This is a genomic window from Posidoniimonas corsicana (assembly GCF_007859765.1).
GTDB classification, from domain to species: domain Bacteria; phylum Planctomycetota; class Planctomycetia; order Pirellulales; family Lacipirellulaceae; genus Posidoniimonas; species Posidoniimonas corsicana.
The window spans coordinates 481,695-508,620 of sequence record NZ_SIHJ01000002.1; the positions used below are offsets into that span (position 1 = coordinate 481,695).

The window sequence follows — 26,926 nt, forward strand, 5'->3', positions numbered from 1 at the left end:
GCTAGCCAGCCGTCACTGCATCTCTGCCTGCCGCCTCCGCGAGCGCGTCGGTCAGCCGTTCCAGCATCTGGTCGCAGACCGCCTCGTCGTGCGCCAAAGATAGGTACAGCTTGGTGCCCATCGGATTGAGGAACACGCCGCGTTTGAACAGCGCGAGCATGAAGCGTCGGGCCAGCGGCTTGTCTTGGTGCCGGCACGATCGGTAGTCCCTCGGCCGGGCGGTGGTGAACGCGAACTGCGCCAGCGGCCCATCTCCGACGACCTGGGCTTTGACGCCGACGTCACGCAGCGCCTGCTGCATCCCGTCGCGAAGGTAGCGCCCCAGCCCGTGCAGGCGCTCGTAGACGCCGTCCTCGGCGAGTGTGTCCAGCGTGGCTAACGCGGCGGTGGAGGAGATCGGATTGCCCCCCAGCGTCGACGCGGTCCAGACGTACGAATCGACGCCCAGGCGGTCCTCGGCCGCGAGCTCCATCACCTCGGCCGTCCCGCCGAACACGCCGATGGGGAAGCCCCCGCCAAGCGCTTTGCCGTAGGCGACCAGGTCCGGGGTGACGCCGTAGTACTCCTGGGCGCCACCGTAGGCCAGCCGGAATCCGGTCACGACCTCATCGAAGATCAGCAGCACACCGCACTCGCGCGTCACCTCGCGGAGCCCGGCCAGGAAGCCCTCCTCGGGGGCCAGGCACCGCTGCAGCGGCTCGATGATCACACCCGCCAACCGGCTGGCGTTCTCCCGGATGATCCGGCTGGTGGTCGCGAGGTCGTTGAACGGGGCGACCAGCACGTCGTGTTCGATACCAGCGGGCAGCCCGTCGCACGAGGGGTCGGCCGCGGGGAACTCGCGGTCGGCGTCCGGGAACAGGCTGGTGACACCGACATCGTGAGCGCCATGATAGGCGCCCTCGAACCGCACCACCGCCGGCCGCCCCGTAGCGGCCCGGGCCAGCCGCAGGCAGTACATGGTCGCCTCGGTGCCCGAGGCGCAGAAGCGGACCTGGTCCGCCGCCGGGGAGAGCGCGATCAGCCGCTCGGCCAGTTCGAGCGACGCGTCCGTGATGCTCGCAAAGTTGGTCCCCTGAGTGAGCCGCCGCGCAACCGGCCCGCAGACCCGGGGGTCGGAGTGCCCGACCAGGACCGACCCCCAGCCCATCGAGAAGTCGAGCATCTCGTCGCCTGCGGCAGTCCACAGCCGGCACCCCTCGCCCCGCGCGACAACGGTGGTCAACTCTGCGGGAAGGTTAAACTCGCCGTTGCTGCCGGCCGGGAAGGCCGCGCGGGCGCGTGAGCTGCTCGGGTGATTCACGATAACTTAACACTCGAGGGGAGGATTCGTGCGAAACTCTGGGCCCCCTAACGTTACCGCTCGCGGGCGGGCCCAGCCACCTTGCCGCGGCGACCGTCAGAAGGTTTGCGCAGGGCGTGTTGGCACGACAGGATAGAACACAGGTCCGCGAAGGCTCCGCCACGTCGTCGGCCACGGGCTGACTAGTCAAGCATGGATCAGGCAAGACGCATCGCCCTGCTGATCGACACCGCCACCACTTGGGGGCAGGGTCTGATTGAGGGCATCGCCAACTACGCCCGCGACAACGCGCGCAACTGGCTGTTCTCCATCGAGCCGCGCGGCAAGTACGACCGCATGATGCTGGCGCCCACCTGGCGGGGCCACGGCGTGATCGCCAGGATCACGCACGCCGACCTGGCCGAGCAGCTGATGTCGCTGCGGTTCCCGGCGGTAAACGTGTCCTGGTATTCGCTGGCTGAGGGCGTGATCCCACGGTGCACGTGCGACGAGCGGGCGGCCGCGCGGCTGGCGGCCGAGTACTTCCTCGGGAAGGGGTACCGGCAGTTCGCCTACTGCGGATCCACCCTCCGCCCCAACTACCACGACCGCTTCGGCGACGAGTTCCGCCAGACCATCGCCGCGGAAGGCTACCCCTGCCCGGCGTTCCAGCCCGAGCCGAAGGAGTTCGCGGCGCTCGACAGCGAGGAGCAGTTGCAGCAGCTATCTCGGTGGCTGTCCGACCTGCCCCACCCGACGGCCGTGCTGGCGTTCGACGATGTCCAGGGCCGCCAGGTCACCGAGGCCTGTGCGCAGGCCGGCCTGCTGGCGCCGCAGGACATCGCGGTGCTCGGCGGCGAGCACGACGAGCTCAGCTCGCGGATCTCATCGCCGCCCCTGTCGGGCATCGACCAGAACCCGCTGGAGGTGGGATTCTGCGCCGCTGAGATGCTGGACGACATGCTCTCCGGCCGCGACCTGGTCGAGTTCAACCGCATGATCCCGCCCCGGCGGATCGTGACCCGCCACTCGACGGACAAGGTCGCCATGCAGGACGACCTGCTGGCGATGGCCGTCCGCTATATTCGGGACCACGCCGGCGAGAACTTCCGCATCGAAGACCTGCTGGCCGAGGTGCCCATCAGCCGCAGGGCGATGGAGATCGGCTTCCGCAAGCACCTGGGCCGCACCCCCCGCGAGGAGATCCGCCGCGCGCGGATCGAGCGGGCCGTCTGCCTGCTGTGCGACACCGACTGGCCGGTCACACGGATTGCGGCCGCCTGCGGCTTCGACCGGCCGGAGCTGCTGACGCGCGCGTTCCGCAAGGAACTGAAGACCACGCCGTCAGACTTCCGCAAGCGGGGCGCCCGACCGGCCTGATCGCGTCCGCCGCAGGCGGAGCTAGCGGGCGCACGAAACCTCTCTTTTCTTTCGATTTCCCCCCGCGCCTCGCGACGCGGGCGCCGCGTTGTGGACGGCGTTCCGCTGCCCACGTTAGAGAAATAATGGAGTCACCGCGGCGGCAAAGCGCTATAATCTCGTCGAACGCATGAAACCGATCCGCTCCGCGACGGTATTGCACAGCGCCTGATCCGCCGCCCTCCCCTCTCGCCCCACCAAGCCAGGTAGTTGAGGATGCCCCTCCAAGCTCTCCGTCTGCTGCTCTCGGTAGTCGTCTTCCTCTCTATTTTCACGCCAGCCGTCAAAGCGGCAGAAGGCGCGGCGGCTAGCGTTCTGGCCGGGGCCCGGTTGGACACCGAACTGTCCGACATCCACGGCAAGCCCCACACGCTGACGGAATTCGCCAGCAGCCGCCTGCTGGTGGTGGCGTTCCTGGGAACCGAGTGCCCGCTCGCCAAGCTGTACGGGCCCAGGCTGCAGGAGCTGGCGGACGAGTTTGAATCGCAGGGCGTGACGGTCATTGGCGTCGACGCCAACAGCCAGGACACGCTGGCCGACCTGACCGCCTACGCCCGCCGGCACAAGATCGAGTTCCCGCTGCTCAAGGACCTGACCGGCGACACGGCCGAGTCGCTCGGCGCCACGCGGACGCCCGAGGTGTTCGTGCTCGACGAGCAGCGCCGCGTCCGCTACCAGGGACGCGTCGATGATCAGTACGGCGTCGGCTATGCCCGCAGCAAGCCGGAGCGTCGGGACCTGCGGGACGCGATCGCCAGCCTGCTGACCGACGAGCCGGTCGCCGTGGCCAAGACCGAGGCCGTCGGCTGCCTGATCGGCCGCCGCCGCGACGCCGACGAAACCAGCCACGTCACCTTCAGCAACCAGGTGTCGCGCGTGCTGCAGACCCACTGCGTGGAGTGCCACCGGGAGGGCGAGATCGGCCCGTTCGCGCTGGAGAACTACGACCAGGCCTCGGGGTGGGCCGAGATGATTGAGGAAGTGGTCCGCACCCAGCGGATGCCGCCGTGGGACGCCCACTCCGACAACCTGGAGTTCGCCAACGCGCGGGTCATGCCAGAGTCGGACCGCCAGGTTCTGTACGACTGGGTCGCCGCCGGCGCCCCGCAGGGCGACCCAGCCATGCTGCCGCCGCCACGCGAGTTCGTCGAGGGCTGGCGGCTGCCCCGCGACCCGGACGTGGTGATCCCGATGAGCGACAAGCCGTTCCAGGTCCCCGCAGAGGGGGTTGTGGAATACCAGTACTTCGCGGTCGACCCCGGCTTCACCGAGGACAAGTGGATTGCCGCGTCGGACATCGTGCCGGGCAACCGCGGCGTGGTCCACCACGTGATCGCGTTCATCAGTCCCCCCGAGGGCGAGGGTCGCCGCGGGCTGGGCTGGCTGTCGGCCTACGTGCCGGGGCAGAGCTCGATGCTGCTGGCGGACGGCCGCGCACGGCTCATCCCAGCGGGGTCGAAGCTGATCTTCCAGATGCACTACACACCGACCGGCTCGCCCCAGGAAGACCTGACCCGCATCGGGCTGGTGTTCGCCGACCCAGATGCCGTGACCGAGGAGGTCGTGACGCTCGCCGCGCTCGAAGAAAAGTTCGAGATCCCGCCCGGCGCGAGGGACTACGTGGTGCAGACCACCAAGAAGCACTGGCCGGCGGGCGGCAAGCTGCTGGGAATGTCGCCGCACATGCACGTGCGCGGCAAGTCGTTCCGGTTCGACGCGGTGTGGCCCGACGGCCGCCGCGAGGTGCTGTTGGACATCCCCAACTACGACTTCAACTGGCAGAACGCGTATGCGCTGGCCGAACCGCTCGAACTCCCCCCCGGTTTCCAGCTCGAGTGCACAGCCCATTTCGACAACTCCAAGCACAACCTGGCCAACCCGGACCCGACCGCCGCGGTCCGCTGGGGCGACCAGACCTGGGAAGAGATGATGATCGGCTTCTTCGAGGTCGCCGTGCCGCGGGGCAGCTACCGCGCCCACCGCGCCGAAGCGCCCGCCGGCCCTACCGACGAGGACCGGGCCCGCGCCGAGCGGATCGCCAAATCGCTCTTCGAGCGGTTCGACGCCAACCTGGACGGCGTCATCGACCGCGACGAGCTCCCCTCCACGTTCCGCGTGTTCGCCTTTGGCCGCTACGACCGCGACAACGACCGCATCCTCACCAAGGACGAGGTGTACGAGTTCGCACTCCACTCAGATGGTGACGTGTAGGAAAACAACCCGCCTGCCGCAAGTCTAGTAGCCACCTCCCCCGCTCCGCCTCTCCGGACTTCCTCCTCTCCCCCGCTCGCATGACCTGGTTCGCCAACCTCTTCGCCCGCGCCCGCTGGCTGTTTGCTCTGTTCCTGGTGGTCGTGACCGGCCTGGCGATCGAGGGCTACCGCCCCAAGTCGGTCGACCGGTCGAACGTCCGCAGCCTGGCAGACCTCATCGAGGAAGCGCGCGACGAGGGCGATCAGCCGCGGGAGACCGACCTGCTGGATTCCGACGAGGTGACCGACGCCTTCAACCTCGGCCGCAGCGACGCCTTCCTGGTCGTGGAGTGCGACGACCTCTTCCGCCCCGAGTCTGCCCGCGCGCTGCGGGCAATGGTCGCCGCGGTCGAGGACCTGCCGATCGTCGACACCGTGTTCAGCCTGGACGACGTGCCGACGCTCAACGTGTTCGGCTTCGCCGAGCCGCTGCTCCCCGTCAACGAGGCCTCGCCCGAGAGCTTCCGGCAGTCCAAGGAGCGGGTGGTGAACCACGCCCTGGCCCGCGGCCAGCTGATCTCACCCGACGGCCGCACGCTGATGATGCCGATCGTGTACGACTGGCTGTTCCTCGAGGGCAACGAGGACCTCACCGACGGCGTGCTGCAGGCCGCGCGGGAGTCGATCCAGCAGTCGCTGGCCGCCCTGCCGGCCGACGGGCGCCCCGACTTCAAGGTGCGCATCACCGGCCAGATCCCGCTGTTCATCGCGCAGGAGCGGGCGTTCGACCGCAACCAGACACTGTTCCGCATGATCGGCTACGGGCTGGCGTTTGTGCTGTCGGTGATTATGTTCCGCGGGCTGACGGCGGTGGTGCTGATGTCGGCGGCGCCGATGCTGGCCATCTTCTGGAGCTTCGGCATCCTGAAGCTGACCGGCGTGTACGTGAACGAGCTGTCGAACGTGGTGATGCCGCTGCTGGTGTCGATGATCGCGCTGACCGACGGCGTGCACCTGCTGGTCAACATCCGCCGCCGCCGCACCGCGGGCGACTCGCCGGTCGAGGCGTCGCGGTGGGCGATCGAGCACGTCGGCGTGGCGTGCCTGCTCACCTCGCTCACCACGGCGATCGGCTTCGGCTCGCTGATGCTGGCCGAGAGCGCCTACGTCCGCGAGTTCGGCGAGGTCTGCATGTATGGGGTGCTGATCGCGTTCCTGGCGGTCATGACGTTCATCCCGTTTGTCGCCAGCACGCCGCTGGGCGCCCGCATCCACCACGGCGAAGAGCGCGACCTGGTGGGGCCGCTGGTGGCGAGGTTCGCGCCCTTCCTGGAGTGGATCCTGCGGCACAAGAAGGCGGTCAGCCGCGCGTCGATCGCCCTGACCGTGGCGCTGCTGGGCGTGTCGTTCGCGCTGCGGCCCGACAACCGGGTCGCCAACCAGCTGCCCGCCGACACCGAGGTCTACCAAGCCCTGGCGCACTGCGACGAGCAGTTCGGCGGCATCCAGTTCCTGGAGCTGTGGGTCGACTGGCCAGAGCAGCTCGACGCCCAAGACCCGACCATCCTGCAGGCCATCAAGGACGCTGAGGCGTTGATCGACTCCGAGCCTCTGATCAGCCACCCGCTGTCGATCCGCAACATGCTGGCCTCGTTCCCCGGCGACGAGAACGACCAACGCACCCAGATGACGTTCCTGTCGCTGCTGCCCCGTGACCTCCGCGGCTACTTCTACCGCCCCAGCGAGAGCCGTGCGCTCATCGTGACCCGCATCCAGGACCAGGGGATCGCGCAGTACGTCCCCGTGTTCGACCGGGTCGAGAGTGAGCTGGCCGCGCTGTCCGCCACGCACCCCGGGTTCACCTTCCGGCTCCGCGGCGGGCCGATCTTCCGCGCGCGGGACCTCTACCAGATTGTGATCGACCTCACGACCAGCCTCGGCGTGGCGTCCCTCATCATCCTGGTGGTGCTGGCGCTGGCCTACCGATCGCTGACCATCGGGCTGATCTCGGTGATACCCAACATGTTCCCGCTGGTCGCCACCGGCGCGCTGCTGGTGGCGATGGGGCAGCCGCTGTTCATGTCGAGCGTGTGCGCGTTCACGGTCTGCCTGGGCATCGCCGTGGACGACACCATCCACTTCCTGTCGCGGTTTCAGCAGGAGGTCGCCCGCACCGGCGACATCGACGACGCCATCCGCAATACGTTCCAGAGCGTGGGCACGGCGATGGTGATGACCACCATCATCCTGGTGGCCGGCTTCTTCGCGATGCTGCTGTCCGACCTGCCCGCCCACCGCATCTTCGCCGCCATGGCGTGCGTGACGATCGGGTCGGCCATCCTCGGCGACATGGTCGCACTGCCGGCGCTGCTCTCCCGCTACGCCCGCAACGTGTGGAAGGAACAAGCCCCGGCCGCCGACCCCGACCCCGACCCCGACCTCAGCGGCGCCCTCCCCACCGGCTAACGCCAGCACTCGGCGTCGACCCAGCACACGCTTCCGGCAGGGTATTGTCCGCATCGTTTTGTCCGAAAACACGAGCGGAGGGGACAAAACTCGGGGCACACCTCCGCCCCGGTTGCTCGTAAGTGCTTTTGAATTAAGGCATTGCGACAACCTCCTTCAGTAGGGTCGATAGGGGTTTTGTCCGATTGTGGTCGCGCAAATCGGACACCACGACACCGCCCGCTCAACTGATTTATAGCGGCACGACGCACCCCACCTCCGCCGGTCCGCGACCGGCAGTCGTCAGGGGGGACAAGCAGCGCGCAGTGTCCCGCCAACGGCAGGGCGGCACGCCAGCGTCCCTCCATTGGACCACGCCGGGTGGCCGGTTTCAGCAACAAACTGGCGGCGGCGCGCCGGCGGGGCCATCGTGGTACGCGAACCGCTGCGCGGCTGCTAAACTGCCGGCATGAAGGCCCCGATACTCCGCCGTTCTCTGATCCTCGCCCCGTGGTTCGCCCTCGCCCTGGTCGCGACCCTCCCCCGCCCACTCGCGGCGCAGCCCCCAGGAGGCGGCCCGATGCTCCCCGGCCAGCAGCTCAGCGACGACCAGGTCGCCCAGTTCGCCCAACTGGCGATCGAGGGCATCCCACGCGAGTTCCCCAACAAGCCCTCGAACGTGATCACCGGACCCGACAACGTGCTCGGCCCGCGTGAGATGCACCCGGTGTTCTACGGCTGTTTCGACTGGCACTCGTCCGTGCACGGGCACTGGATGCTCGTGCGACTGGCGAAGGCGGCGCCCCAGGCGCCGGTCGTCGCCAAAGCCCGCGGCCTGCTCGACCAGCAGCTCACCGCCGAGGGCCTCGCCGCCGAGGCGGCCTACTTCGATGAAAAAATGAACCACAGCTTCGAGCGGATGTACGGCTGGGCGTGGACGCTGCGGCTGGCTGCCGAACTCCGCACCTGGGACGACCCGGCCGCCCAGCGCTGGGCCAAGAACCTCCGCCCGCTCGAGGAGAGGATCGTTGAGCTCACCCGCGGCTACCTGCCGCGGCTCACCTACCCGGTCCGCACCGGCGTGCACCCGGACACGGCGTTCGCGCTGGCGCAGATCCTCGACTACGCCCGCGCGGTCGGCGATGCGGGGCTCGAGCAGCAGATCGTCGAGTTCGCCAAGGCGAAGTACCAGTCGGACCGCGATTACCCCGGACGCTTCGAGCCCTCCGGCGAGGACTTCTTCTCGCCGGCGTGGAACGAGGCCGACCTGATGCGGCGGGTGCTGAGCCAGGTGGAGTTCGCCGACTGGCTCGAGCGGTTCCTGCCGGGGATCGAGAGCGCTGACTCGGCGGCCGCGTCGCTCCTCACGCCGGCCGTGGTGTCAGACGTGACCGACCCTAAGATTGTCCACCTGGCCGGGCTGAACCTGTCGCGGGCGTGGACACAGAACGGTGTGCTGGCCAGCCTGCCGGCGGACGACCCGCGCCGCGAAGCGTTGCGGGCGTCGATCGTCGCACACACCAAGTCCGGTCTCGACTACGTCTTCAGCGGGCACTACGAGGGCGAGCACTGGCTCGCGACGTTCGCCGTGTACCTGCTGACCGAAAGCGGCCTGCCCCAATGAGCGACCCCGCCCGCGGCTGGCGACCCGGGCCTGGCCTGCTGGTCGCCGCCGCGTTCATCGGCCCCGGCACGGTCGCCACGGCGAGCCGGGCTGGCGCGCAGTTCGGTTTCCAACTGCTGTGGGCGCTGCTGTTGGCGGTTGCGGCGACCATCGCGCTGCAGGAGATGGCCGCGCGGCTCGGACTGGTCACCCGCCGCGGCCTGGCCGAGGCGATACGCGACTCGATCCAACCGGCGTGGCTCCGCTGGGCGTCGGTTGGGCTGGTGCTTACTGCGATCGTGCTCGGCAACACCGCGTACCAGACCGGCAACCTGATTGGCGCCGGCGCGGGCGTCTCGGTGCTGACGGGGGCGGCGACTCAACCGGCCGCAGCGGCGCTCGGCGTGGGCGTCGGAATCCTGATCGCGGTCGGTGGGTCGGGGCGGATCGTGATCGGCGGGCTGATGGCCATTGTGCTCGCGATGAGCACGGCGTTCCTGCTCACCGCCGCGGCCGCCGCACCCAACCCCGCGGGCATCGCCCGCGGCGCGCTGGTTCCATCGTTGCCACAAGGCTCGACGCTGACCGCGCTCGCGCTGATCGGCACCACCGTCGTGCCGTACAACCTGTTCCTGCACGCCTCGGCGGTCCAACGCCGCTGGCCCGCCAGTGAGGACCTGCGGCGGGCGCTGCGGTCGGCCAGGCTCGACTCAGCCGCAGCGATTGGGCTGGGCGGCGTGGTCACCATGGCGATCGTTGTGACCGCTGCCGCTGCTTTCTTCACGGCCGACGCCCGGCCGAACAGCCCGAGCGAGTTCGCCGAGCAGCTTACCGGCGTCTTCGGCGCGTGGGGCCGACGGCTGTTCGCGGCGGGCCTGGCGGCGGCCGGGCTGACCAGCGCGGTCACGGCGCCGCTGGCCGCCGGCTTCACCGCGGCCGGCGCGCTCCCCGCGTCGGCCAGCCAAGCAGCGCGCGAGCGGCTCACCCGGGGCACGGCGGTGGCGGTCGCGTTAGTCGGCGCGGGGCTCGCGTACACCCTCGGCAAGAGCCCCACCGAAACAATCGTCGCGGCCCAGGCGGCGAATGGCCTGCTGCTGCCGCTGGTGGCGGCGTTCCTGCTGGCGGCCATGAACCGCCGCGACCTGCTGGGCGAGCACCGTAACGGCCCGCTGCTCAACGCGATCGGCGTGGCGGTGGTGCTGACCGCGTTCGCGCTAGGCGCCAAGACGCTCGCGCCGCTGCTCGGTTGATGCCGCGACCCGTGGGAGACTCCGATTCCCGCGCTCGCCGATCCATGCGAGAATCGCATCCCCCATCCTCCCAGGCGGCAGGAACCCGATCAGACGCATGCGAGAGCAACTCGGCTACCTCCTCAAGGACAACCTCGGCCGCCCGACCACCGTCGGCTCCGAGCTGCGTGGCGCCGGCGCAACGTTCCTCACCATGGCCTACATCTTGCCGGTAAACGCCGGCATCCTGGCGGCTGTGGTCGGCGAGCAGGCGACCGGCTCGCTGGTCGCCTGCACCGCACTTGCCGCCGGCGTCTGCTGCCTGCTGATGGGCCTAACGGCCAACGTGCCGATCGCGCTGGCCAGCGGCATGGGGCTCAACGCGTTGATTGCGTTCAACGTCGCGTCCGCGGCCGGCGGCTGGCAGGCGGCGATGGGGCTGGTGGTGATTGAGGGGCTCGTGATCCTGGCGCTGGTGCTGCTCGGCCTGCGCGAGGCGGTGCTGGCCGCCATCCCCCGCTCGCTGCGGCTGGCGATCGGCGCCGGCATCGGGTTGTTCATCGCCCTGATCGGCCTGTCGAACGCCGGGATCGTCGTGCAGGGCGTGCCCGCTCCGCCGGCCGGCCCGCTGCTGGCCCCCGGCGTCGTGCACCAGCCAACCACCGCCGTCGCCCTCGCCGGGCTCGTGATCACCGCCGCGTTGATGGCCTGGCGAGTGAAAGGGTCGCTGCTGCTGGGCATTGTCGCTGCAACCGCCATCGCCGCGGCGGCTGGGCAGGTCGCCTGGCCCACGGGCTGGAGCTGGCCCTCGTTCGAAGTAGCCCTGCAGGCCGACGTTCTAGCCGCGTTGAAGTGGGAGCTGGTCCCGCTGCTGTTTGCGGTGATGATGGTCGACTTCTTCGACACGCTCGGCACCGCCACCGCGATCGCCGAGGAGGGCGGACTGATCGACGACCAAGACCGCATCCCCGGCGCGCGGCGGCTGCTGATTGTCGACTCGCTGAGTGCGTCGATCGGCGGCCTGCTGGGCGTCAGCAGCGTGACCTGCTACATCGAGTCCGCCGCCGGCGTGGCCGAGGGCGCCCGCACCGGCCTTCACTCGGTGTTCGTCGGGCTGTTGTTCCTGCTGGCGGTATTCCTCGCTCCGCTGGCGGCGGTGGTCCCCGCCTGCGCGACGGCGCCCGCGCTGATCCTGGTCGGCTTCCTGATGCTGCGTCAGCTGTCCGAGCTGGACTTCGACCGCCTGGACGAAGCGATCCCCGCCTTCCTGACGCTGCTGACCATCCCCATGACGTTTTCCATCGCCCACGGCATCGGCTACGGGTTCCTGTCGTACGTGCTGATCAAGCTACTGACCGGCCGCGTCGGCGACCTGAGCCTGCTGATGGTCGGCGTCGCCGCGGCGTTCGGGGCTTACTTCTGGCTTGCCGGTTGAGGTGGCGGAGGGAAGCACGTTTGCCTGACTGGCTGCTCACCAGAACCGGTGAGTCGTCGATCCGACAAACCGCCCCGCCGCCTCCGCACGCCGCTCTGGATTCGCAGCAGCAAAATCCTTATCGAACATCTCTCTTGCAATTTACTACACATGTAGTAATACTGCACGCCGTCAACCACTCAAGGACGCAGCGATGGCGAAACGACGCGGAAAGGTTCCCCGCCTGCCGGAGGGGGAGATCCAGATCCTCGAGATGCTCTGGCGTGAATCGTCCGTCACGATCCAGGCGGCGCAAAAGGCGCTCGGGCAGCCGATCGGCTACACCACGGTGCAGACGCGTCTGAACCGATTGGTGGATAAAGGCTTGGTGTCGCGTTCCGCTGAACGCCCCGCCCAGTACTCTGCCGCGGTCACGCCCGAAGAGGTGCGGGAGCGTGAGCTAGAGACGCTGGTGGAGCGCGTGAGCAGCGGTCGGGTGGCGCCGTTGGTGGCGCACCTGATCAACAGCCGCGACATCTCTCCCGACGAGATCGCGGAGCTAAAGGCCTTGATCGAACAGGCCGAGCAGCGGTCGCGCGAGTCCAAACCCAAGGGAGGCAAGCGATGAACACGTTGCTGGAAACGCTCGCCAGTGGCATCCTCCGAGCGACGCTCGTCACCAGCGTGTCCGCGGTCTTGGCAATAATGCTGCTCGCCGTGCTGCGGGTCCGCAGCCCCAAGCTGCATCGGCTGGCGTGGGCGCTGGTCGTGGCGCAGGGGTGCCTGCTGGCGCCGTTCACGTGGCGGGTTGAGGTCGACAAGCCACAAGTCGCCCCGCCACCCTTGGCGCCGGTAGAAGCGGTCGCCTCGGATCTCTCGATCCCCGACTTCCCCACGAGACCGACCACGCCCTCGCCGCGGCCTTTTGACCTGTTCGGCGCCGCCATGAAAGCAGCCCTAGCTGCCTGGGCCTTGGGCGTCGCGGCGTTGGCGACCATTGGCCTGGCCCGCTACGTCGGCCTGTTTGTGCACGGCAAGCCGGGCGGGTCGCCCGACAACCAGCAGTGGCTGGCTGAGTGGCGCGAGGTGCGGGCCGCAAGCCCGCTCGCCGCCTCCGCCGAATTCCGCACCACCGATGACCTGGGGCCGCTGGTCTGCTGGGCGCCCTGGGAGTACCTGGTGCTGGCGCCAACAGAGCTTTGGTCGCGGCTCACGTCGGCCGACCGGGTCTCCATACTCCGTCACGAGCTGGCGCACTGCGAGCGTGGCGACCTGTGGAAGAACCTGGCGGTGCGGGTCCTCGCGTTGCCGCAATGGTTCAACCCGCTCGTGTGGCTCGCGGTGCGGCGGTTCGACGAAGCCGGCGAGTGGGCCTGCGACGACCGGGTTGCCGGCGCGCAGGCCGAGCCCTCGACCGACTACGCTGGGACGCTGCTGCGGGTCGCTGACTTCGCCACACGGGTCCCGGGCGGCGCCGTCGGAGCAGCCGGCGGAGAGCTGTCCCGGCGCGTTACACGCCTGCTTCAATCCCCCAAGAAGGAAACCAGCGAGATGAAAGCAATCATGTTGCCGTTGCTGCTGACGATCGTTGGCCTGATGCAGATCGTCCGCATCGAACGCGTGGCCGCCGTCGAGCAGCCACCCCAGATTGCTCCGACCGCCGCCGCGCCGCCCGCGGCCGATCCCCCCGAGCCACAATGGAGCTTCGACGAGCCCTATGTTATCGAGCCGCCGGACGTGCTGCTGGTCAACCTCCTCAAGATCGTCCCCAAACCGCCCCACAAGATCGAGCCGTTCGACGGCCTGCTGATCCGCGTAACCAACGCGAACGAGCCGATCGGCGACGCCTTCGCCGTCAGCCCCGAGGGCACGGTCGACCTCGGTCCCACGTACGGCAAGGTGAAGGTGATCGGGCTGCGGATCGAGGAGGCCCAGGAAGCCGTGCACGACCATCTGAGCGAGATGTTTGAGGACCCGCGGGTCAGCGTGTCGCTTGGGTTCTCCTCCGGCGCCCAGCAGATTGTTGGCGAGCACCTCGTCGCCCCCGACGGGCGGGTCAACCTGGGAGCGTATGGATCGGTCTACGTGACCGGCCTGACGATCGAACAGGCCAAAAAGGCTATCGAGGAGAAGCTATCGGAGCTGCTGGTCACCCCCGAAGTGGCGGTGGACGTCTTTGCCTACAATAGCAAGAAGTATTTCATCATCAACGAATCGCCGTCCGGCGATACCGTTACCGCGATGCCGGTCACGGGCAACGAGACCGTGCTCGACGCCCTCGCGTCAATCGGCGGGCTCAGGCGGGACGCCAAGATCTGGGTCGACCGTGCCACGGACAATCAAGGGAAGAGAAGACTCGTTAAACCGGTGGACTACCAGGCGATCAAGCAAGGCGATAGCTCCACTAACTATCGGCTGTGGCCTGGGGATCGGCTGTTCATTGACTACCCATCGCCACCGGCGGCTAAACCGCAAGCCGCCCCACCGGCGCGGGCGCCGGAGGCGTACGGCGCCCGTTTGCCACGCATGCTCCCCCCATCGACCCACGACACCGCCCCGCCGACCACTGAGGGCGACAACCGGGTTATCAATGCCAAGCTCCGGGTAGTGACCGACCCTCACAAGAACCTCCGCGGGGTGGGCGGGCTCGCGGCTGACGACCTGGTCGTCAGCGACTCAACGCTGGTCGAGGGCCTTGTCGATGTGCTCACTAAGAACGGCCTGGTAAAGGTGCTCGCCCGGCCTCGAATCATGGCTCTCAATGGTCAGACGGGGCAATTCGCTATCCAAACCGACGAGGCGCCGATCAAGCAAATAAGCGTGGAGCTACAGAACCGCCACAGCGGCGCCCAGGTGATCTTTCGGGCGCACGCGACTGTGGAAATTGATGAGCGCAAGCAGCAGCTCGACACGGCGTTCGCCCTCGCGGAGGGTCAGTCGTGCTTGATGCGTCTTCGTCAGGAGGAGCCCGAGTCCGACGCTGATGACCTCTACCTGCTCGTGACGCGGGAGTAGAGAGCCGCCGGTCGATGGCGACGATCCTCAGCACACCGCATGCCGAGACGTCCACGGCGCCAGGCCTGGCGCGTGCGGATCGGAAGTTTCCCGTCGTTCACGTTGGCGAACCGGGTGTCATGAGACTTGCTTGTGGTTCGCGCCGTATATTCCCACGGCCGCGGCAAGAAGCACGCGCGGGCAACGAATAAGCGAGCGTCCCCACCGGGTTGCGAACAACCCGGCGCCTCCAACCGGAAAGCAACGTTCATGAAGTGTGCGATCTGCAACACCGACGCCCAGGCGGTATGCAAGTTCTGCGGGCGCGCCGTGTGCGGCGAGTGCGCCTCGCAGCGTGAGTACCGCAGCGGCGCGGCGCCCAAGTACTTCACCCAAACCGCCAAGAGCGCGATCATCGTTTCCAACGCGATCTGGTGCCGCCAATGCCATGTTGAGACCGCCTAAGTGGGCCTAGATGGCGCCGCGGCCGGCCACTACGGCGATGGAAGTGACGGCCACCCAGCCAAACACCACCGCGAACACCAGCCGGTGGGCCACCGGCATCGACCACACCCCAACCGCGCCGCCCAGCATCGCCGCCACCATCAGCACTGCGGCCAGGTTGGCGCGACGGAGGGTCAAGTGGTCGAGGCTCCGATTCCCCGCTATCCGAGCCAGCCCCAACGACCACCCTGCCAGCGACAGGCAGATCGCTACGATGTGCGTCTTGGTCAGCGGCGTCTGCGAGTCGGTCGACTCGATCGGCAACGCCGCCACCGCGAAACCGACGCCGAACGTCGCCAGCAGCGACGAAACCCACCGGTCGCCCAGCAGCCGGCCGTAGCACCAGCCGAAAATCGTCAACGCGAGCCCCACGCCCAGGAAGCCAATAACGTTCCAGCATACGGCGTAAGGCTGGCCGTCGGCGCCCAACTCGCTGACATAGCTCTGCCAGGCGTCAAACCCAGGCGTCAGGCTAGCGATGACCAGCAGCGCCGCCACGAAGACGACAACCGAAGCAAGACCGGACGCGGCGCAGGTGAGTCGCATTAGCTGTCTGTGAGCAGAGCGTGGAGGAGAGAGAAGGGCTGGCGCCGCAAACGCTGTTAGGGCGAGATCAAAGGCCTCTTGCTGCCCTGAGCCCCCTACCGATCGTCGTCTAGTCTATCCGCCCTGTCGGTCAGTTCCGAGAGCGTGAGCCTGACGAACCGCAGGCCCTGGGCACCGCGCTCGTAGAGGACGCCGATACCGCCGTCCGGGCAGACGGTCATGCTGGAGTACGCCGCAGGGCCGGGGTCGATGACCTTGCCGTCGCTCCAGGTCTGGCCATCGTCGTAGCTGATCCGCAGCGTGAGGTTCTTCCGGCCACGCGGCGAGTTCGCGTTGCAGAATAGTAGCCGCTCCGGCTTTCGCCCGTCAGATCTGGACCGGTAGCGGAGGAGGCTGGCGTTGCACGCGGGGTCCACCAACCGCGGATCCGCCGCCGACGCCCACGTCCGCCCGTTGTCGTGCGAGCGGTGGACCCACCGCACAGACTTGCCGTTGACCCGCGAGTTCACCATCAGAGCGCCGTCGGACAACTCGACCACCTTCGACTCGTCGCCGGGCGAGATGGCTGCGTCGTTGAGGAACCAAGTCTCGCCATGGTCGCGACTGCCGAACAGCCGCACTCCGCGTTTCAGGTTGACCAGCGTGTGCAGCAGGTCGCCGTTGCTCCGCTGGATGCCGCGCCCCGAAGTGATGAACTTGAAGTCCTTCTTCCAGTCGGGCGGAGTGAGGTCATCGGTGATATCAATGGGGGCCTGCCAGCTAGCTCCGCTGTCTGCGCTGCGCTGCACGTACAGCCTGAACTCCCCGGGCGCCTGGTCCTGATCCATGACATTGTAGAAGCAGAACACGACGCCCGTCGTGCTGTCGACGATCAACGACGGGTCCGACGCGGGCCTGCCGTCGCCGAAGTCGCAGACCACTTCGATATCGGTCCACGTCTCGCCGCTGTCCTTGCTGCGTCTCAGAACGATGTCGATGTCCCGCGAGCCGATAAGGTCGTGGGGATTGGCCCGGCGGGCGTCGCAGCAGGCGAGGAGGTCACCGTTTGGCGCGGTGATCAGCGCCGGGATCCGGTAGGTGTGAACGCCGCCGGCGCCGGACACGAACAGGTCGGTCGAGCTGAGCAGATCCGGCCTACCGCTCGGCCGCGTGTCCTGCGCCCTACTGACGTCAGCAGTCAGCACATTAAAGCACAACAGGGCGAGCAGAGCTCTCCGCACGCAGGTCATCATCACCACTCCGCTACTTTCACTAGAGTGAGCGTCCGTCAACATATTGGGGCCGGCCGCCCGCACGCCAGGCAAACCTGCCGCAGTCTATCACAAGCCGAGCCACCCATTGGCGCCGGCCGCCGATTGGACTAGCGGCGGGCGGCGTGGCCATAATGGTAGCCCGCAGGCGCTCCCCCGAACTATCTGCCGAGAGTACCCATATGCTGCACCGCCGTGGTTTGCTGCGCCTGGTTGCCGGCGCGGCCGCGATTCCCGCCGTGATGCAGCGGGCGCTCGCGGCCCAGCTCGAGTCCGGCGCCGCGGTCAACGCCGAGATGGTCCGCCAGGCCGAGTGGATCGCCGGCATCGAGTACACCGATGAACAGCGGGAAGAGCTCGCGGAGTCTCTGCGGCGTAGCCTCCGAGATTTCGAGGCCCTCCGCCAGGTCGACATCGACTACTCCACGGCGCCCGCGCTGCAGTTCAATCCGGCGCCGTACCTCAAACCTGCCGCACGGATCGTGCGTGACGCGCAGCCCACCGATGCGGCGCCGCCCGAGCTCCCTCTGACCGACGAGCAGCTGGCGTTCCTCCCGGTGACCGAACTCGCCGCGCTGCTCCGCACGCGGCGCGTGACGTCGCGCAAGCTGACCAAGCTGTCGCTCGCGCGGCTCAAACGCTTCAACCCGCTGCTCCGCTGCGTGATGACAATCACCGAGGAGCTCGCCCTCCGCCAGGCCGATCAGGCCGACCGCGAGATCGCCGCTGGGCGCTACCGCGGGCCGCTGCACGGCGTGCCGTGGGGCGCGAAGGACCTGATCGCCGTGGACGGGCACCCCACGACCTGGGGCGCGCCGATGTTCAAGGACCGCGTGCTCCGCGACACGGCCACCGTCGCCCGCCGGCTGGACGACGCCGGCGCGGTGCTGGTGGCCAAGCTTACGCTCGGCGCGCTCGCCCAGGGCGACCACTGGTACGACCAGTTCACCCGCAACCCGTGGGACCCCGAGCAGGGCTCCAGCGGATCGTCTGCCGGTTCCGCCAGCGCGGTCGCCGCGGGCCTGGTCCCCTTCGCGTTGGGAAGCGAAACGCTCGGCAGCATCCTGTCGCCCGCCGAGCGCTGCGGCGTCACGGGGCTGCGGCCGACCTTCGGCCGCGTGAGCCGGGACGGCTGCATGACGCTTTCCTGGACGATGGACAAGATCGGGCCGATCACCCGCTCGGTGGAAGACGCCGCGTTGGTGCTCAACGCCATCCACGGGAGCGACCGTCGCGACCCCACCGCGGTGGATCAGCCGTTCACGTGGCCGCCCACGCGCGACCTCCGCTCGCTGCGGGTCGGCTACTTCAAGGAGCGGGCCGACCGCCCAGAGATGGACGTCCTCCGCCGCATGGGGGTGCAGCTGGTTGAGATCTCGCTGCCGGACGACCTGCCGGTCTGGCCGATGACCGTGATGCTCAACGTCGAGGCCACCGCGGCATTCGATGAGTTCGCCCGCACGGGCGTTGAGGAGGGGCTGAACCTCTGGCCAGCGACTTTCCGGCGGCACCAGTTCACGCCCGCGGTCGAGTACCTCCGCGCGGCGCGCCTGCGGACGAAGCTGCTCGACCGGATGGAAATTCTGATGCAGACGGTCGACCTGTACGTGGAGGGCGACGACCTGGCCATCACCAACCTCACCGGGCACCCCAGCGTGCGCGTGCCCAGCGGCTTCCGCGAGCGCGGCGCGCGACGCACGCCCCGCGCCCTGAAATTCACCGGCCGGTTATTCGGCGAGAGCGAGCTGCTGTCGGTCGCGCACGCCTACCAGCAGGCGACCGGCTGGCATCTGGAGCGCCCGCCCGTCGAGCGGTTCCTGGCCGAGCAGCAGGAAGCCGAGCGCCGGGCCGCCGCTGAGCAGGACAAACAAGCACCTGCCGACCCGCCCGAGTGACGCTCTCGTGGGTGGCCTCTGCTGCTCGTGTACGGTGTCGCCACCAAGGCAAGCGCCGGCCGCCTGCTCTGCTGGCGTCCAACCAGCACGCCCTGCCGCCAGCCTGCGGGCAAACGGCTGCGGTTGTATGCGGCGATACCTTGGGGGGCCTCGCGGGTTGGGTAGAATGCCGGGGCGCCGCGTTGGGAACCACGCGGCCGCCCTGCCCTCACCTCCCACCGGTCCCTCGAAAGGCAACGATGCACGCCCCCAACCTCTACCGCTACGCCCTGACCGTGCTCTCCGCTGCCCTGCTGCTCGGCGGCGCCCCGTCGGCGCACGCCCAGGAGTTCAGCAAGGACAAGGCGAAGATCAAGCCGGTCCCGGTCGCCGACGGCGCCGCCAAGATCTCGCCCGCCAACACGCAGATCGAGTTCATCGGCCTGCACGTGGGCGACGACCCCAAGCCGCGGCTGGGCGGCTTCGCGAAGTGGGAAGGCTCGCTCGGCGTGGAAGACGGCAAGCTGAAGTCGGTGACCGTCAAGATCGACACCACCTCCATCTGGACCGAGTTCGACAAGCTCACCACCCACCTCAACGCGGCGGACTTCTTCCACACCGCCGAGCACCCCACCGCCAGCTTCCAGAGCACCCAGATCAAGCCCGGCAAGCAGGCGGGCACGGTCGAGATCTCCGGCAAGCTGACCTTCATGGGCACGACCAAGCCGCTCACCTTCCCCGCCAAGGTCACCGTCGATAAGAGCGGCGTGGTGCTGACCAGCGAGTTTGACTTCGACCGCATCACGCACGGCATCGCCGGCCACGAGGGCGGCGTTGAGCGGCTGGTCAAGCTGAGCGTGGTGGTGGGTCAGCCGTCGACGCGCGGCGGCAAGCCGACCGCCGCGCAGGCCGCTTCGTCCAAGACATCGGCGGCGCCGGTCTCTGGTCTGCCGGTCGGCGGCGAGGTCGAGCCGTGGGAGCCGGTGCACGTGTCCGGCCCCCACAAGGGCACGCAGGCCTGCCCGGTCTGCACCTACATGAAGGCGCCCGCGGTGGTCGCGTTCGCCAAGTCTGGCGACAAGACCCAGCAGATGCTCACGCAGCTGGAGCAGCTGCTCGCCAAGCACAGCGACGACAAGCTGAAGGCGTTTGTCGTGGTGCTCGACGCGCCGCCGGTGATGGTCACCAGCATGGCGAACGGCTCGCGGCTGCGGCTGACCTCGCTCTGCTACCTCGCGCCCAAGACCCGCGAGGCGGACCTCGAGAAGTACAAGATCGACCCGTCCGTCGAGAACACGGTGATGGTCTACAAGGACTACACGGTCACGGCGAACTTCAACAACCTGGACGTGGCCGAGGACCCGGACAAGCTGCCGCAAGCCGTTGACGCGGTGCTGCAGTAGCGGCCGTACACCATGCGCTGGGCGACCTGCGCAGCCGAAGTGTAGGCAGACCTGGTTCCGCGCTACTGCCCCAGCTCGTCTTCACTGGCCCGCTCGCCAATCTCTGACGCATTGGAGTTGGCCGACTCCCTGCGCGAAGGGAAGTCCTGGAAGGTCGCCAGGTGCTGCTGCACGATCCGCTTCGCCGGGCCGAACGCCCACATATTCTTGCCGAGGAACTCCATGTAGTTGCCCGACTCCTCGGCCGCCTTCTCGAACGGGTCACGGCGGAGGTTGAACAGCAGCGGCGCCCCCAGCTTCTCCTTCGGGCCGAACCAGCCCTCGTTCTGCACGATGAAGTGGGCCTTCCAGTCGTTGTAGCGGACCGCCTGGAGGGTCGACCCCTCGTAGTAGATGATCTCGTGGCGTTTGGACGGCCCCTTGCCCGTGAGCAGGTCTAGCTGGTTGTAGCCGTCCAGATGCACCTTGTAACCCCCGTAGCCGTCGAGGAGCCTGGCCGGGAGGTCGTCTGGCCCTCCCGCGGCCGCGACAAGCGTCGGCAAGAAGTCGAGGCCGGCGAACAGCTCGTTGTTCACCGCGCCGGCGGGCACATGGCCGGGCCAGCGGACCACCATCGGGACGCGGAAACCGCCCTCCCAGGTGGTGCCCTTCTCGCCGTGGAACGGGGTCATGCCGCCGTCGGGCCAGGTCATGATCTCCGGCCCGTTGTCGGACGTGAACACGACGATCGTGTTGTCGGCTATCCCGAGCTCGTCAAGCTTGCCGAGCACCTTGCCGACGTTGTCGTCCAGCTCCTTCATCACCACTTCTTGCAGGCCCATCCCGTCTTTGCCAAGGAGCTTCTCGTACTCCTCGGAAAGGTGGGTGTAGATGTGCGCCCGCGCGGGGCACATCCAGCAGAAGAACGGCTTGTCCGCGTCCGCTTGCCGCTCGATGAAATCGAGGGTGCGACGGGTAACCTCGTCGTCGAGCGTCTTCATCCGCTCCGGCGGGCAGGGGCCGTCGTCCTTGACCTCCTGCCCACCGCCCTCGGTGGCCACGCAGTCAACCACGTTCCGCGGCGCGAAGGCCTCCCCCTCAGGGCCGGTTGGGAAGTCGTAGTCGGCCGTGTACTCCATCGCGTTCAGGTGGTACAGCCAGCCCCAGTACTCGTCGAAGCCATGCATGGTCGGCAGCGCCGCGTCGGTGTCCCCCAGATGGTTCTTGCCAAACTGCCCGGTCGCGTACCCGAGCTTCTTAAGCAGCGCCGCGACCGTGGGGTCGTCGTCGCTCAGCCGCGCGGGATCGCCCGGCAGGCCCACCGTGTGCAGGCCGTTGCGGGCTGGGAACTGCCCGGTCAAGAACGCAGAACGCCCCGCCGTGCAGCTTGGCTGGGCGTAGTAGTCCGTCAAACGCATCCCTTCCTTGGCAATACGATCGATGTTCGGGGTGCGGCTGCTCATCACCCCGTGGTGGTAACAACTGGGATTCGACCACCCAACGTCGTCCGCCATGATGAAAACGATGTTCGGCTTGTCGGCGGCGCCGGCGCCACCGCAGGCCACGATGCAGGTAAGTACGGTAAACGCAAATCGGCTGGCTGTATTCACGGGACAGGTGCTCTCTGAGATGTGTCGTCGAGGAAGCCGCGCGTCGGGCGAACCGCCCGGAGATGAGACCCGTATTGTAGGCTAAATCCGCGGCGTGGGGTGTCCTGAGCACCTGCAAGATCCCAGAAATCTCTTGCCTGCCGAAACCGCCCTGCCCGCTCGATGCAGGGCTGAATACCGATACCGCAAACAGTGACTTCGGGCGCCCACATCAGGCTCGCGGGCTCCCTCGCTCTGCTATGAGAGCAGCAAGCGGAAGACCCTGTGTGAGAAGCAATCCTCTCGGACCAAACTCCTGAAGTCCGCTTAGTCGCTACCGGCCGCTCGTGTTTGATCTGCGATGGTCGCGCCGATTCGTTCGGCCGCTAGGTCCTCCTCTCTTAGGAACGGCCAGGCGTGCCAGTCGCCGGCGAGTCTCCAGGCTTGCAAGGCGGGTGACTCGACGCGGGACTGGTAGATCAGCACCCACAGGCTCAGCACCAGCACCGCTGCGCTGGGGACGACCAGCACCGAGGCGAACAGCCAGTCATTGCCGAACAGCAGCAGCGGCAGGCAGATAACGAGCATCGCGATTGATCCCGGCAGGCCGAGGTTGAGCGCCAACGCCCAGGCGGCGCGGCGGGCGGGTTCGCTCGGCGGGGGCGGCCACTGGTAGGGGCGGTCGGTCCGCAAGAACAGCACGCACCGGGCGGCCGCCTGCTTTTCATCGCCGTTGACGCGGTGGCGGCCCTTTAGCCGGTAGGGCATCAACACGTCGCTGCTGTACAGGCCCCAGCCGAACCTGGCGATCTCGCGGACCGCGTCGTCGGGCGAGTCTTCGTAGGCGTCGAAGTAGAGGTCGTCGAAGTCGTCGTTGGTCATCCGCCCCGTGACCAGCCGGCGGAGGTCCCGCGAGAGTTTGTCCCGCTGGTCGCGGTCGACCACGCCCGAGCCCCACCCGCCGGCGTACCGCCCGGCCGCCGCCGGCAAGGCGCCACGCGAGCAGTCGTGCTGGGGGGACTGGTAGGGGTTTGTGGTCATGGGAGGGGCGGAGGGCTTCGTCAGGTACGCATCGCCCCTGTTCAACTAGCTGGTGCCATCCTGCCAGAGTATCCGCCCGTTGCATTGCACCAGCAGCTTTTTGTACTCCATCGAATGCATTGGAGGGCACGCCCGCACTGCCTCCATGAACACGCTCGGCGGCTGGTAGCGGTGGGCGTTAATGTAGTGTGAAATCATTGCCGGACAGACGTAGATCCGTTGGTCGTACGGTATGAAGAGGTTCGCGTTCCCCACGGCTTCCCCTTCGAATTGGCACAACTCGCACTCATGGACGCCCATGGAGACAAACGGCTGCCATGGATTGACCAAGAACTCCTTCAGCCGTTGATACACGTCTTTAGGCGTCGGGCCCGTAGGAATCGGCGAGGAAGCTCCCAGCCAGCCTACCGCTAGAATGTGCACGCCTCCCACGGGTAGGCATGAGCAAGGCTCTAAGTCCACTACAGCGGCCATCCACACCACTCTTTCTGTATGGTGAGTTCGCAGGGCGGGTGGATTTGTAAGCTCAGTAGGCTCTCCAGATCAAGCCGTTGCGTTGCCAACTGGGGTACTCGGCTTCCCCTGCGTCTCAACACCTAGGCTGCCACCCACCAACCGCTACTCCCCGCCCGTCATCTGCTTGATCAGCTTCACCTCGGCCGGCAGGTAGGGCGTGCCGTCGGGGCGGAAGATATCGTGGAACCAGAGCTCGGGCTCGGCCGTGTAGGGGCGGTTCCAGCTGTCCCACGGGTAGATGGTCTGGCTGCGGCCGTCGACGAATCCCCAGTTGTACGCGCCGACCTTGTGCTCTTTGCAGATCGGCAGGATGGCCTCGAAGGTGCTGCCGCGGGGGCGGGCCATGTACTCGGTGCACAGCACGGGGCGTCCGTACCGCTCTAGCTGCTCGACCTTGGCGGCGAACACGTCGGCCGGGTCGTAGCAGTGGAAGGTGATGATGTCCGACTGCTCGGTCATGAAGCGGTCCATCGGCTTCATGGCGTCGTGGTCGGACCAGTCGTCGTACCACATGGCGGAGGTGAGCGGCTGGCTGGGGTTCACCTCGCGGGCCCAGGCGAAGGCCTTCTCGAGCAGCAGCATGGCCATCTCGGCCTTGTTGGGCAGCTCGACCGTGCCGTAGGCGCTGACGTTGGGGTTGTCCGGCTCGTTGAACAGGTCCCACGCGTGGATGCGTTTGTCGTCCTTGAAGCGGGTGAGCAGGCCCTGGATGTAGGGCTTCAATTCGTCGTGCCGGGCGGGGTCGCGGAGGATCTCGGCGCCGGGGCTCTGCACCCAGCCAGAGTTGTGCGTGTGCGGCTTGGGGTCGCGTTGGGGGCCGGCCTTGGGGAACGGGTCCCAGACGCCGTCCAGCGGCACGAACATCACGCCGATGCCGTGGCTGTCGGCGATCTTGAGGAACCTCTCAATGCGCTGGCAGAACGCTTCGCTGCCTTCCTTCCAGCAGAGGTCGTGCAGGTAGACGCGCACCGAGTTGAAGCCGAGGCCTTCGGCCCAGCCGAGTTCGCGGTTGATGGTCTCGGGGTCAAAGGTGTCGGCCTGCCACATCTCCAGCTGGTTCATGGCCGTGCTGGGGTTGAAGTTGCAGCCGACCAGCCAGCCGGTCTTGGCGTACCAGGCGTTGGCTTGCTCCTTGGTCCAGCGCTCACCGGCGGGCGCGGAGGGGGCGAGCGTGGACAGCGACAACACGACAAGGAGGGCCGCGGCGCCAAAGCGCCGGGCGTGGCAACGGGGTGCGGGCATGGTAGGCCTGAATCGAAACGGGGTAGGAACGGGAAGCACCAGATTGCCAGGATCGCCCTATTGTAGTCGAAACCCGGCGCTGTTTCAGGTGGGCTCTGGGGGAGAACCACGAAGGCACTAAGGCACGAAGACGGGGCCCGCTGGAGCTCAGGCTACAGCCTGCCGCCCTACCGTTCACTTTTACGCGCACGCTGAAGCGTGGACTCCAGCCGCCTTATGCCAGCTCGCGGAGCACTTCCAGGCCGCGGTCGATGGTTTCCATGCCGGCGGCGTAGCTGATGCGGAAGTGCGAGTCGTGGGCGCTAAAGATATTGCCCGGGATGATCAGCAGCTCGCGCTCGATCGCCTGGGCGACGAACTCCGTGGCGCTGGCGTACTTGGCGGGGACCTTGGGGAACGCGTAGAACGCCCCGCCGGGCTGGGGGACCGTGTAGCCGGCGTCGCGGAGGCCGGCGACCAGGTGGTCGCGGCGCTCGCGGTACTTGTCGGCGTAGGGCTGGATGCTGACGTCCATCGCGGCCAGCGCGCCCCACTGCAGCGGGTGCGGGGCGCAGACAAACGTGTACTGCTGCAGCATGGTCATCTTCTCGATGACCTCGGCCGGGCCGTGCGCCCAGCCGACCCGCCAGCCGGTCAGCGCGTGCGACTTGCTGAACGCGTCGACTACCAGCGTCTGGTCGTTGAAGCGGGCGGGGCTTGCGAGCGGCGCGTCGTAGCAGAACGGGCGGTAGATCTCGTCGGACAGCAGCGCGACGTTATGCTTGGCGGCCAGCTCGGCCAGGCCGCGGACCTCGTCCTCGGTCGCCACCACACCGGATGGGTTGCTGGGCGAGTTGAGCAGGATCAGCTTGGTGCGGTCGGTGATGGCGGCCTCGACCTTGGCCAGGTCGAGGCGGAAGTCGGGGTACGTGTCGATCGGCACGAACACGCCGCCCGCCATGCCGGTCAGCGCGGGGTACATGACGAAGTACGGGTCGAAGCCGATCACCTCGTCGCCGGGGTCTACCATGGCGAGCAGCGCCAACGCCAGCGCGCCGCTGGTGCCGGAGGTGACGATCAGCCTGCGGTCCGGCTGGCCGAGGTCCTCGCGAACCTGCTGCTCGAGCGCCTCGCGGAGTGGCGGGATGCCCTGGGTCAGGCTGTAGCCGTTCTTGTCGGCGTTGATGGCGTCGATGGCCGCCTGCTTGACCTCCTGCGGCGCCGGGAAGTCGGGCTGGCCGATCGACAGGTTGATCGGGTTCTCGAGCTTCGCGGCGAGGTCGAACACCTTGCGGATGCCGGAGCTGTCGAACAGTTCGGTGCGTTGGGCGAGCCAGGGGTGCATGGCGGTTGGAAATTGGCGGTTGGAAGTTGGAACAGGCCGCGAGAACAGCCGGCCCACCCGCCAGGGGTGGGAACGCCCCTTCCTACCGCGACGCGCCGGCGCACGCAAGCTCCCGGTCGCAGGGCGGGTGCGGGCACTCGGGGGTTGGCTCGGGGTCGGATGGCGTCCCCGGCGCGGGTTCGCCCGACGGTTTCGACGCGGCGCCGTACTGCACGAGGGCCACCATGCCGAGCACGCCGGCGATGGCCACCAATTGGTTGGTCGTGACGCGTTCGCCGTCGAACAGCCCCCACATCATCGCCACGACCGGCACCACGTAGGTCACCATGCCCGCGAACAGCGGGCCCTGGGTCGCGACCAGGCGGACCCACAGCCACATCATCAGCCCGGTGCCGATCGGCCCGAGCATCAGCATGGCCGCCGTGGCGACGCCCGCGGCGCCCTCGCCCGACGGCGGGGCGAGGCCCAGCGGCTGCAGCAGCGGCGCGGCCGCCGCCAGCGGCGCAAGCAGCAGCCCGGACGAGCCGAGCATGACCAGCGTCACCGCCAGCGGCGGCGCGTCGTGCAGCGTCTTGCGGAGGTAGGCGTTGGCCAGCCCGTAACTGAGCGGCACGGAGATGGCGAGCGACAACACGCCGAGCGAATAGCCGCGGAAGCTGCCGTCGACCATCAGCAGCGACAAGAACGCCAGCCCGCCGACCACGCCGACCACCTGCCGCGTGGTGGGCCACACGCCGAGCACGGGGACCGACAGCAGCATGATGGACATCGGCGTGAACGAGACCATCGTCGCGATGAAGCTGTGCTCCAGCCCGTTGGCGATCAGCGCCGGCTGCATGGCGTACGGGTACGAGTGCCCGACAAACCCGATCAGCGAGGCGGCCACGAACTGGCGCCTGGTGAGCGACTCGCGGCGGGCCGACAGCCCCCACAGGAGCACCAGCATTGCGGCGCCGCCCAGCAGGCGGCCGGCGCCCACGGCCAGCGGGCCGTAGTACGACGACGCGAGGCTCATCAGGTAGAAGTTCGAGCCGAAGACCAGGCAGATGATGCCGAAGAAGACGTAGGGCATGCGGGCGG

Annotated in this window: 20 protein-coding genes; 11 read left to right on the forward strand and 9 right to left on the reverse strand. The window is 67.9% G+C overall.

Annotated elements, in window-relative coordinates; all coding sequences use genetic code 11:
* Position 1 precedes the first annotated feature (1 nt).
* Positions 2-1,303: an aspartate aminotransferase family protein gene (locus KOR34_RS17995; RefSeq protein WP_197531550.1), complete on the reverse strand. Its 1,302-nt coding sequence runs from the start codon at positions 1,301-1,303 to the stop codon at positions 2-4.
* Between the two features lie 192 nt (positions 1,304-1,495).
* On the opposite strand from KOR34_RS17995, the gene KOR34_RS18000 reads away from it, so the two are divergent.
* From KOR34_RS18000 to KOR34_RS18040, 9 genes are all read left to right on the forward strand, one after another.
* A complete protein-coding gene (locus KOR34_RS18000) occupies positions 1,496-2,662 on the forward strand; it encodes an AraC family transcriptional regulator (RefSeq protein ID WP_146566747.1) in 1,167 nt (388 codons plus the stop codon).
* Between the two features lie 255 nt (positions 2,663-2,917).
* Entirely contained in the window at positions 2,918-4,912 is a 1,995-nt protein-coding gene (locus KOR34_RS18005) for a redoxin domain-containing protein (protein WP_146566749.1), read from the forward strand.
* 80 nt (positions 4,913-4,992) lie between these two features.
* Positions 4,993-7,359, forward strand: coding sequence for an efflux RND transporter permease subunit (locus KOR34_RS18010; RefSeq protein ID WP_146566751.1), 2,367 nt, complete (start codon positions 4,993-4,995; stop codon positions 7,357-7,359).
* Positions 7,360-7,918: 559 nt separating this feature from the next.
* Positions 7,919-8,962 carry a DUF2891 domain-containing protein gene (locus KOR34_RS18015; RefSeq protein ID WP_146567283.1) on the forward strand — a complete coding sequence of 348 codons (1,044 nt, stop codon included), beginning with the start codon at positions 7,919-7,921 and terminating at the stop codon, positions 8,960-8,962.
* Positions 8,959-10,191 (forward strand): Nramp family divalent metal transporter, encoded by a 1,233-nt coding sequence (locus KOR34_RS18020; protein ID WP_146566753.1) that lies wholly within the window; start codon positions 8,959-8,961, stop codon positions 10,189-10,191. The genes KOR34_RS18015 and KOR34_RS18020 overlap by 4 nt, the downstream gene beginning before the upstream one ends.
* Before the next feature lie 97 nt (positions 10,192-10,288).
* Positions 10,289-11,605, forward strand: coding sequence for an NCS2 family permease (locus tag KOR34_RS18025; protein ID WP_146566755.1), 1,317 nt, complete (start codon positions 10,289-10,291; stop codon positions 11,603-11,605).
* A gap of 193 nt (positions 11,606-11,798) precedes the next feature.
* Positions 11,799-12,212, forward strand: a complete 414-nt coding sequence (locus KOR34_RS18030; RefSeq protein WP_146566757.1) for a BlaI/MecI/CopY family transcriptional regulator — start codon at positions 11,799-11,801, stop codon at positions 12,210-12,212.
* Complete coding sequence (locus KOR34_RS18035; RefSeq protein ID WP_146566759.1) at positions 12,209-14,599, forward strand: M56 family metallopeptidase; 2,391 nt, start codon at positions 12,209-12,211, stop codon at positions 14,597-14,599. Before KOR34_RS18030 ends, KOR34_RS18035 begins: the two co-directional genes overlap by 4 nt.
* A gap of 249 nt (positions 14,600-14,848) precedes the next feature.
* On the forward strand, positions 14,849-15,043 hold the full coding sequence (locus KOR34_RS18040) for a hypothetical protein (RefSeq protein ID WP_146566761.1): 195 nt from the start codon (positions 14,849-14,851) through the stop codon (positions 15,041-15,043).
* A gap of 6 nt (positions 15,044-15,049) precedes the next feature.
* Here the strand turns inward: KOR34_RS18040 and KOR34_RS18045 are convergent, their stop codons facing one another.
* Both KOR34_RS18045 and KOR34_RS18050 read right to left on the reverse strand, forming a co-directional pair.
* On the reverse strand, positions 15,050-15,628 hold the full coding sequence (locus KOR34_RS18045) for a DUF998 domain-containing protein (RefSeq protein WP_146566763.1): 579 nt from the start codon (positions 15,626-15,628) through the stop codon (positions 15,050-15,052).
* Between the two features lie 95 nt (positions 15,629-15,723).
* Positions 15,724-16,857, reverse strand: a complete 1,134-nt coding sequence (locus tag KOR34_RS18050) for a sialidase family protein (RefSeq protein WP_197531551.1) — start codon at positions 16,855-16,857, stop codon at positions 15,724-15,726.
* Positions 16,858-17,060: 203 nt separating this feature from the next.
* On the opposite strand from KOR34_RS18050, the gene KOR34_RS18055 reads away from it, so the two are divergent.
* A complete protein-coding gene (locus tag KOR34_RS18055) occupies positions 17,061-18,773 on the forward strand; it encodes an amidase (RefSeq protein WP_197531552.1) in 1,713 nt (570 codons plus the stop codon).
* A 239-nt stretch (positions 18,774-19,012) separates the two neighbouring features.
* Entirely contained in the window at positions 19,013-20,155 is a 1,143-nt protein-coding gene (locus tag KOR34_RS18060) for a YceI family protein (protein WP_146566768.1), read from the forward strand.
* Between the two features lie 62 nt (positions 20,156-20,217).
* Here the strand turns inward: KOR34_RS18060 and KOR34_RS18065 are convergent, their stop codons facing one another.
* From KOR34_RS18065 to KOR34_RS18085, 6 genes are all read right to left on the reverse strand, one after another.
* Entirely contained in the window at positions 20,218-21,744 is a 1,527-nt protein-coding gene (locus tag KOR34_RS18065; RefSeq protein WP_197531553.1) for an arylsulfatase, read from the reverse strand.
* A gap of 306 nt (positions 21,745-22,050) precedes the next feature.
* Positions 22,051-22,764 (reverse strand): hypothetical protein, encoded by a 714-nt coding sequence (locus KOR34_RS18070; protein WP_146566770.1) that lies wholly within the window; start codon positions 22,762-22,764, stop codon positions 22,051-22,053.
* 45 nt (positions 22,765-22,809) lie between these two features.
* Positions 22,810-23,238, reverse strand: a complete 429-nt coding sequence (locus KOR34_RS27635; protein WP_449301098.1) for a DUF7919 family protein — start codon at positions 23,236-23,238, stop codon at positions 22,810-22,812.
* Positions 23,239-23,382: 144 nt separating this feature from the next.
* Positions 23,383-24,522, reverse strand: a complete 1,140-nt coding sequence (locus tag KOR34_RS18075) for an endo-1,4-beta-xylanase (RefSeq protein WP_146566772.1) — start codon at positions 24,520-24,522, stop codon at positions 23,383-23,385.
* A gap of 214 nt (positions 24,523-24,736) precedes the next feature.
* On the reverse strand, positions 24,737-25,846 hold the full coding sequence (locus KOR34_RS18080) for a pyridoxal phosphate-dependent aminotransferase (RefSeq protein ID WP_146566774.1): 1,110 nt from the start codon (positions 25,844-25,846) through the stop codon (positions 24,737-24,739).
* An 82-nt stretch (positions 25,847-25,928) separates the two neighbouring features.
* The gene (locus KOR34_RS18085) at positions 25,929-26,918 is read right to left on the reverse strand and encodes a DMT family transporter (RefSeq protein ID WP_197531554.1); all 990 of its coding nucleotides are present in this window, start codon (positions 26,916-26,918) and stop codon (positions 25,929-25,931) included.
* Between the last annotated feature and the right edge of the window lie 8 nt (positions 26,919-26,926).

Excerpts from the sequence above, each read along its gene's own strand:
- KOR34_RS18045 (WP_146566763.1), bottom strand. The coding sequence starts at position 15,628 with ATGCGACTCACCTGCGCCGCGTCCGGTCTTGCTTCGGTTGTCGTCTTC.
- KOR34_RS18010 (WP_146566751.1), top strand. The coding sequence starts at position 4,993 with ATGACCTGGTTCGCCAACCTCTTCGCCCGCGCCCGCTGGCTGTTTGCT.
- KOR34_RS18060 (WP_146566768.1), top strand. The coding sequence starts at position 19,013 with ATGCACGCCCCCAACCTCTACCGCTACGCCCTGACCGTGCTCTCCGCT.
- KOR34_RS27635 (WP_449301098.1), bottom strand. The coding sequence starts at position 23,238 with ATGGCCGCTGTAGTGGACTTAGAGCCTTGCTCATGCCTACCCGTGGGA.
- KOR34_RS18080 (WP_146566774.1), bottom strand. The coding sequence starts at position 25,846 with ATGCACCCCTGGCTCGCCCAACGCACCGAACTGTTCGACAGCTCCGGC.
- KOR34_RS18075 (WP_146566772.1), bottom strand. The coding sequence starts at position 24,522 with ATGCCCGCACCCCGTTGCCACGCCCGGCGCTTTGGCGCCGCGGCCCTC.
- KOR34_RS18025 (WP_146566755.1), top strand. The coding sequence starts at position 10,289 with ATGCGAGAGCAACTCGGCTACCTCCTCAAGGACAACCTCGGCCGCCCG.
- KOR34_RS18015 (WP_146567283.1), top strand. The coding sequence starts at position 7,919 with ATGCTCCCCGGCCAGCAGCTCAGCGACGACCAGGTCGCCCAGTTCGCC.
- KOR34_RS18055 (WP_197531552.1), top strand. The coding sequence starts at position 17,061 with ATGCTGCACCGCCGTGGTTTGCTGCGCCTGGTTGCCGGCGCGGCCGCG.
- KOR34_RS18040 (WP_146566761.1), top strand. The coding sequence starts at position 14,849 with ATGAAGTGTGCGATCTGCAACACCGACGCCCAGGCGGTATGCAAGTTC.
- KOR34_RS18070 (WP_146566770.1), bottom strand. The coding sequence starts at position 22,764 with ATGACCACAAACCCCTACCAGTCCCCCCAGCACGACTGCTCGCGTGGC.
- KOR34_RS18050 (WP_197531551.1), bottom strand. The coding sequence starts at position 16,857 with ATGACCTGCGTGCGGAGAGCTCTGCTCGCCCTGTTGTGCTTTAATGTG.
- KOR34_RS18020 (WP_146566753.1), top strand. The coding sequence starts at position 8,959 with ATGAGCGACCCCGCCCGCGGCTGGCGACCCGGGCCTGGCCTGCTGGTC.
- KOR34_RS18085 (WP_197531554.1), bottom strand. The coding sequence starts at position 26,918 with ATGCCCTACGTCTTCTTCGGCATCATCTGCCTGGTCTTCGGCTCGAAC.
- KOR34_RS18000 (WP_146566747.1), top strand. The coding sequence starts at position 1,496 with ATGGATCAGGCAAGACGCATCGCCCTGCTGATCGACACCGCCACCACT.
- KOR34_RS18005 (WP_146566749.1), top strand. The coding sequence starts at position 2,918 with ATGCCCCTCCAAGCTCTCCGTCTGCTGCTCTCGGTAGTCGTCTTCCTC.
- KOR34_RS18035 (WP_146566759.1), top strand. The coding sequence starts at position 12,209 with ATGAACACGTTGCTGGAAACGCTCGCCAGTGGCATCCTCCGAGCGACG.
- KOR34_RS18030 (WP_146566757.1), top strand. The coding sequence starts at position 11,799 with ATGGCGAAACGACGCGGAAAGGTTCCCCGCCTGCCGGAGGGGGAGATC.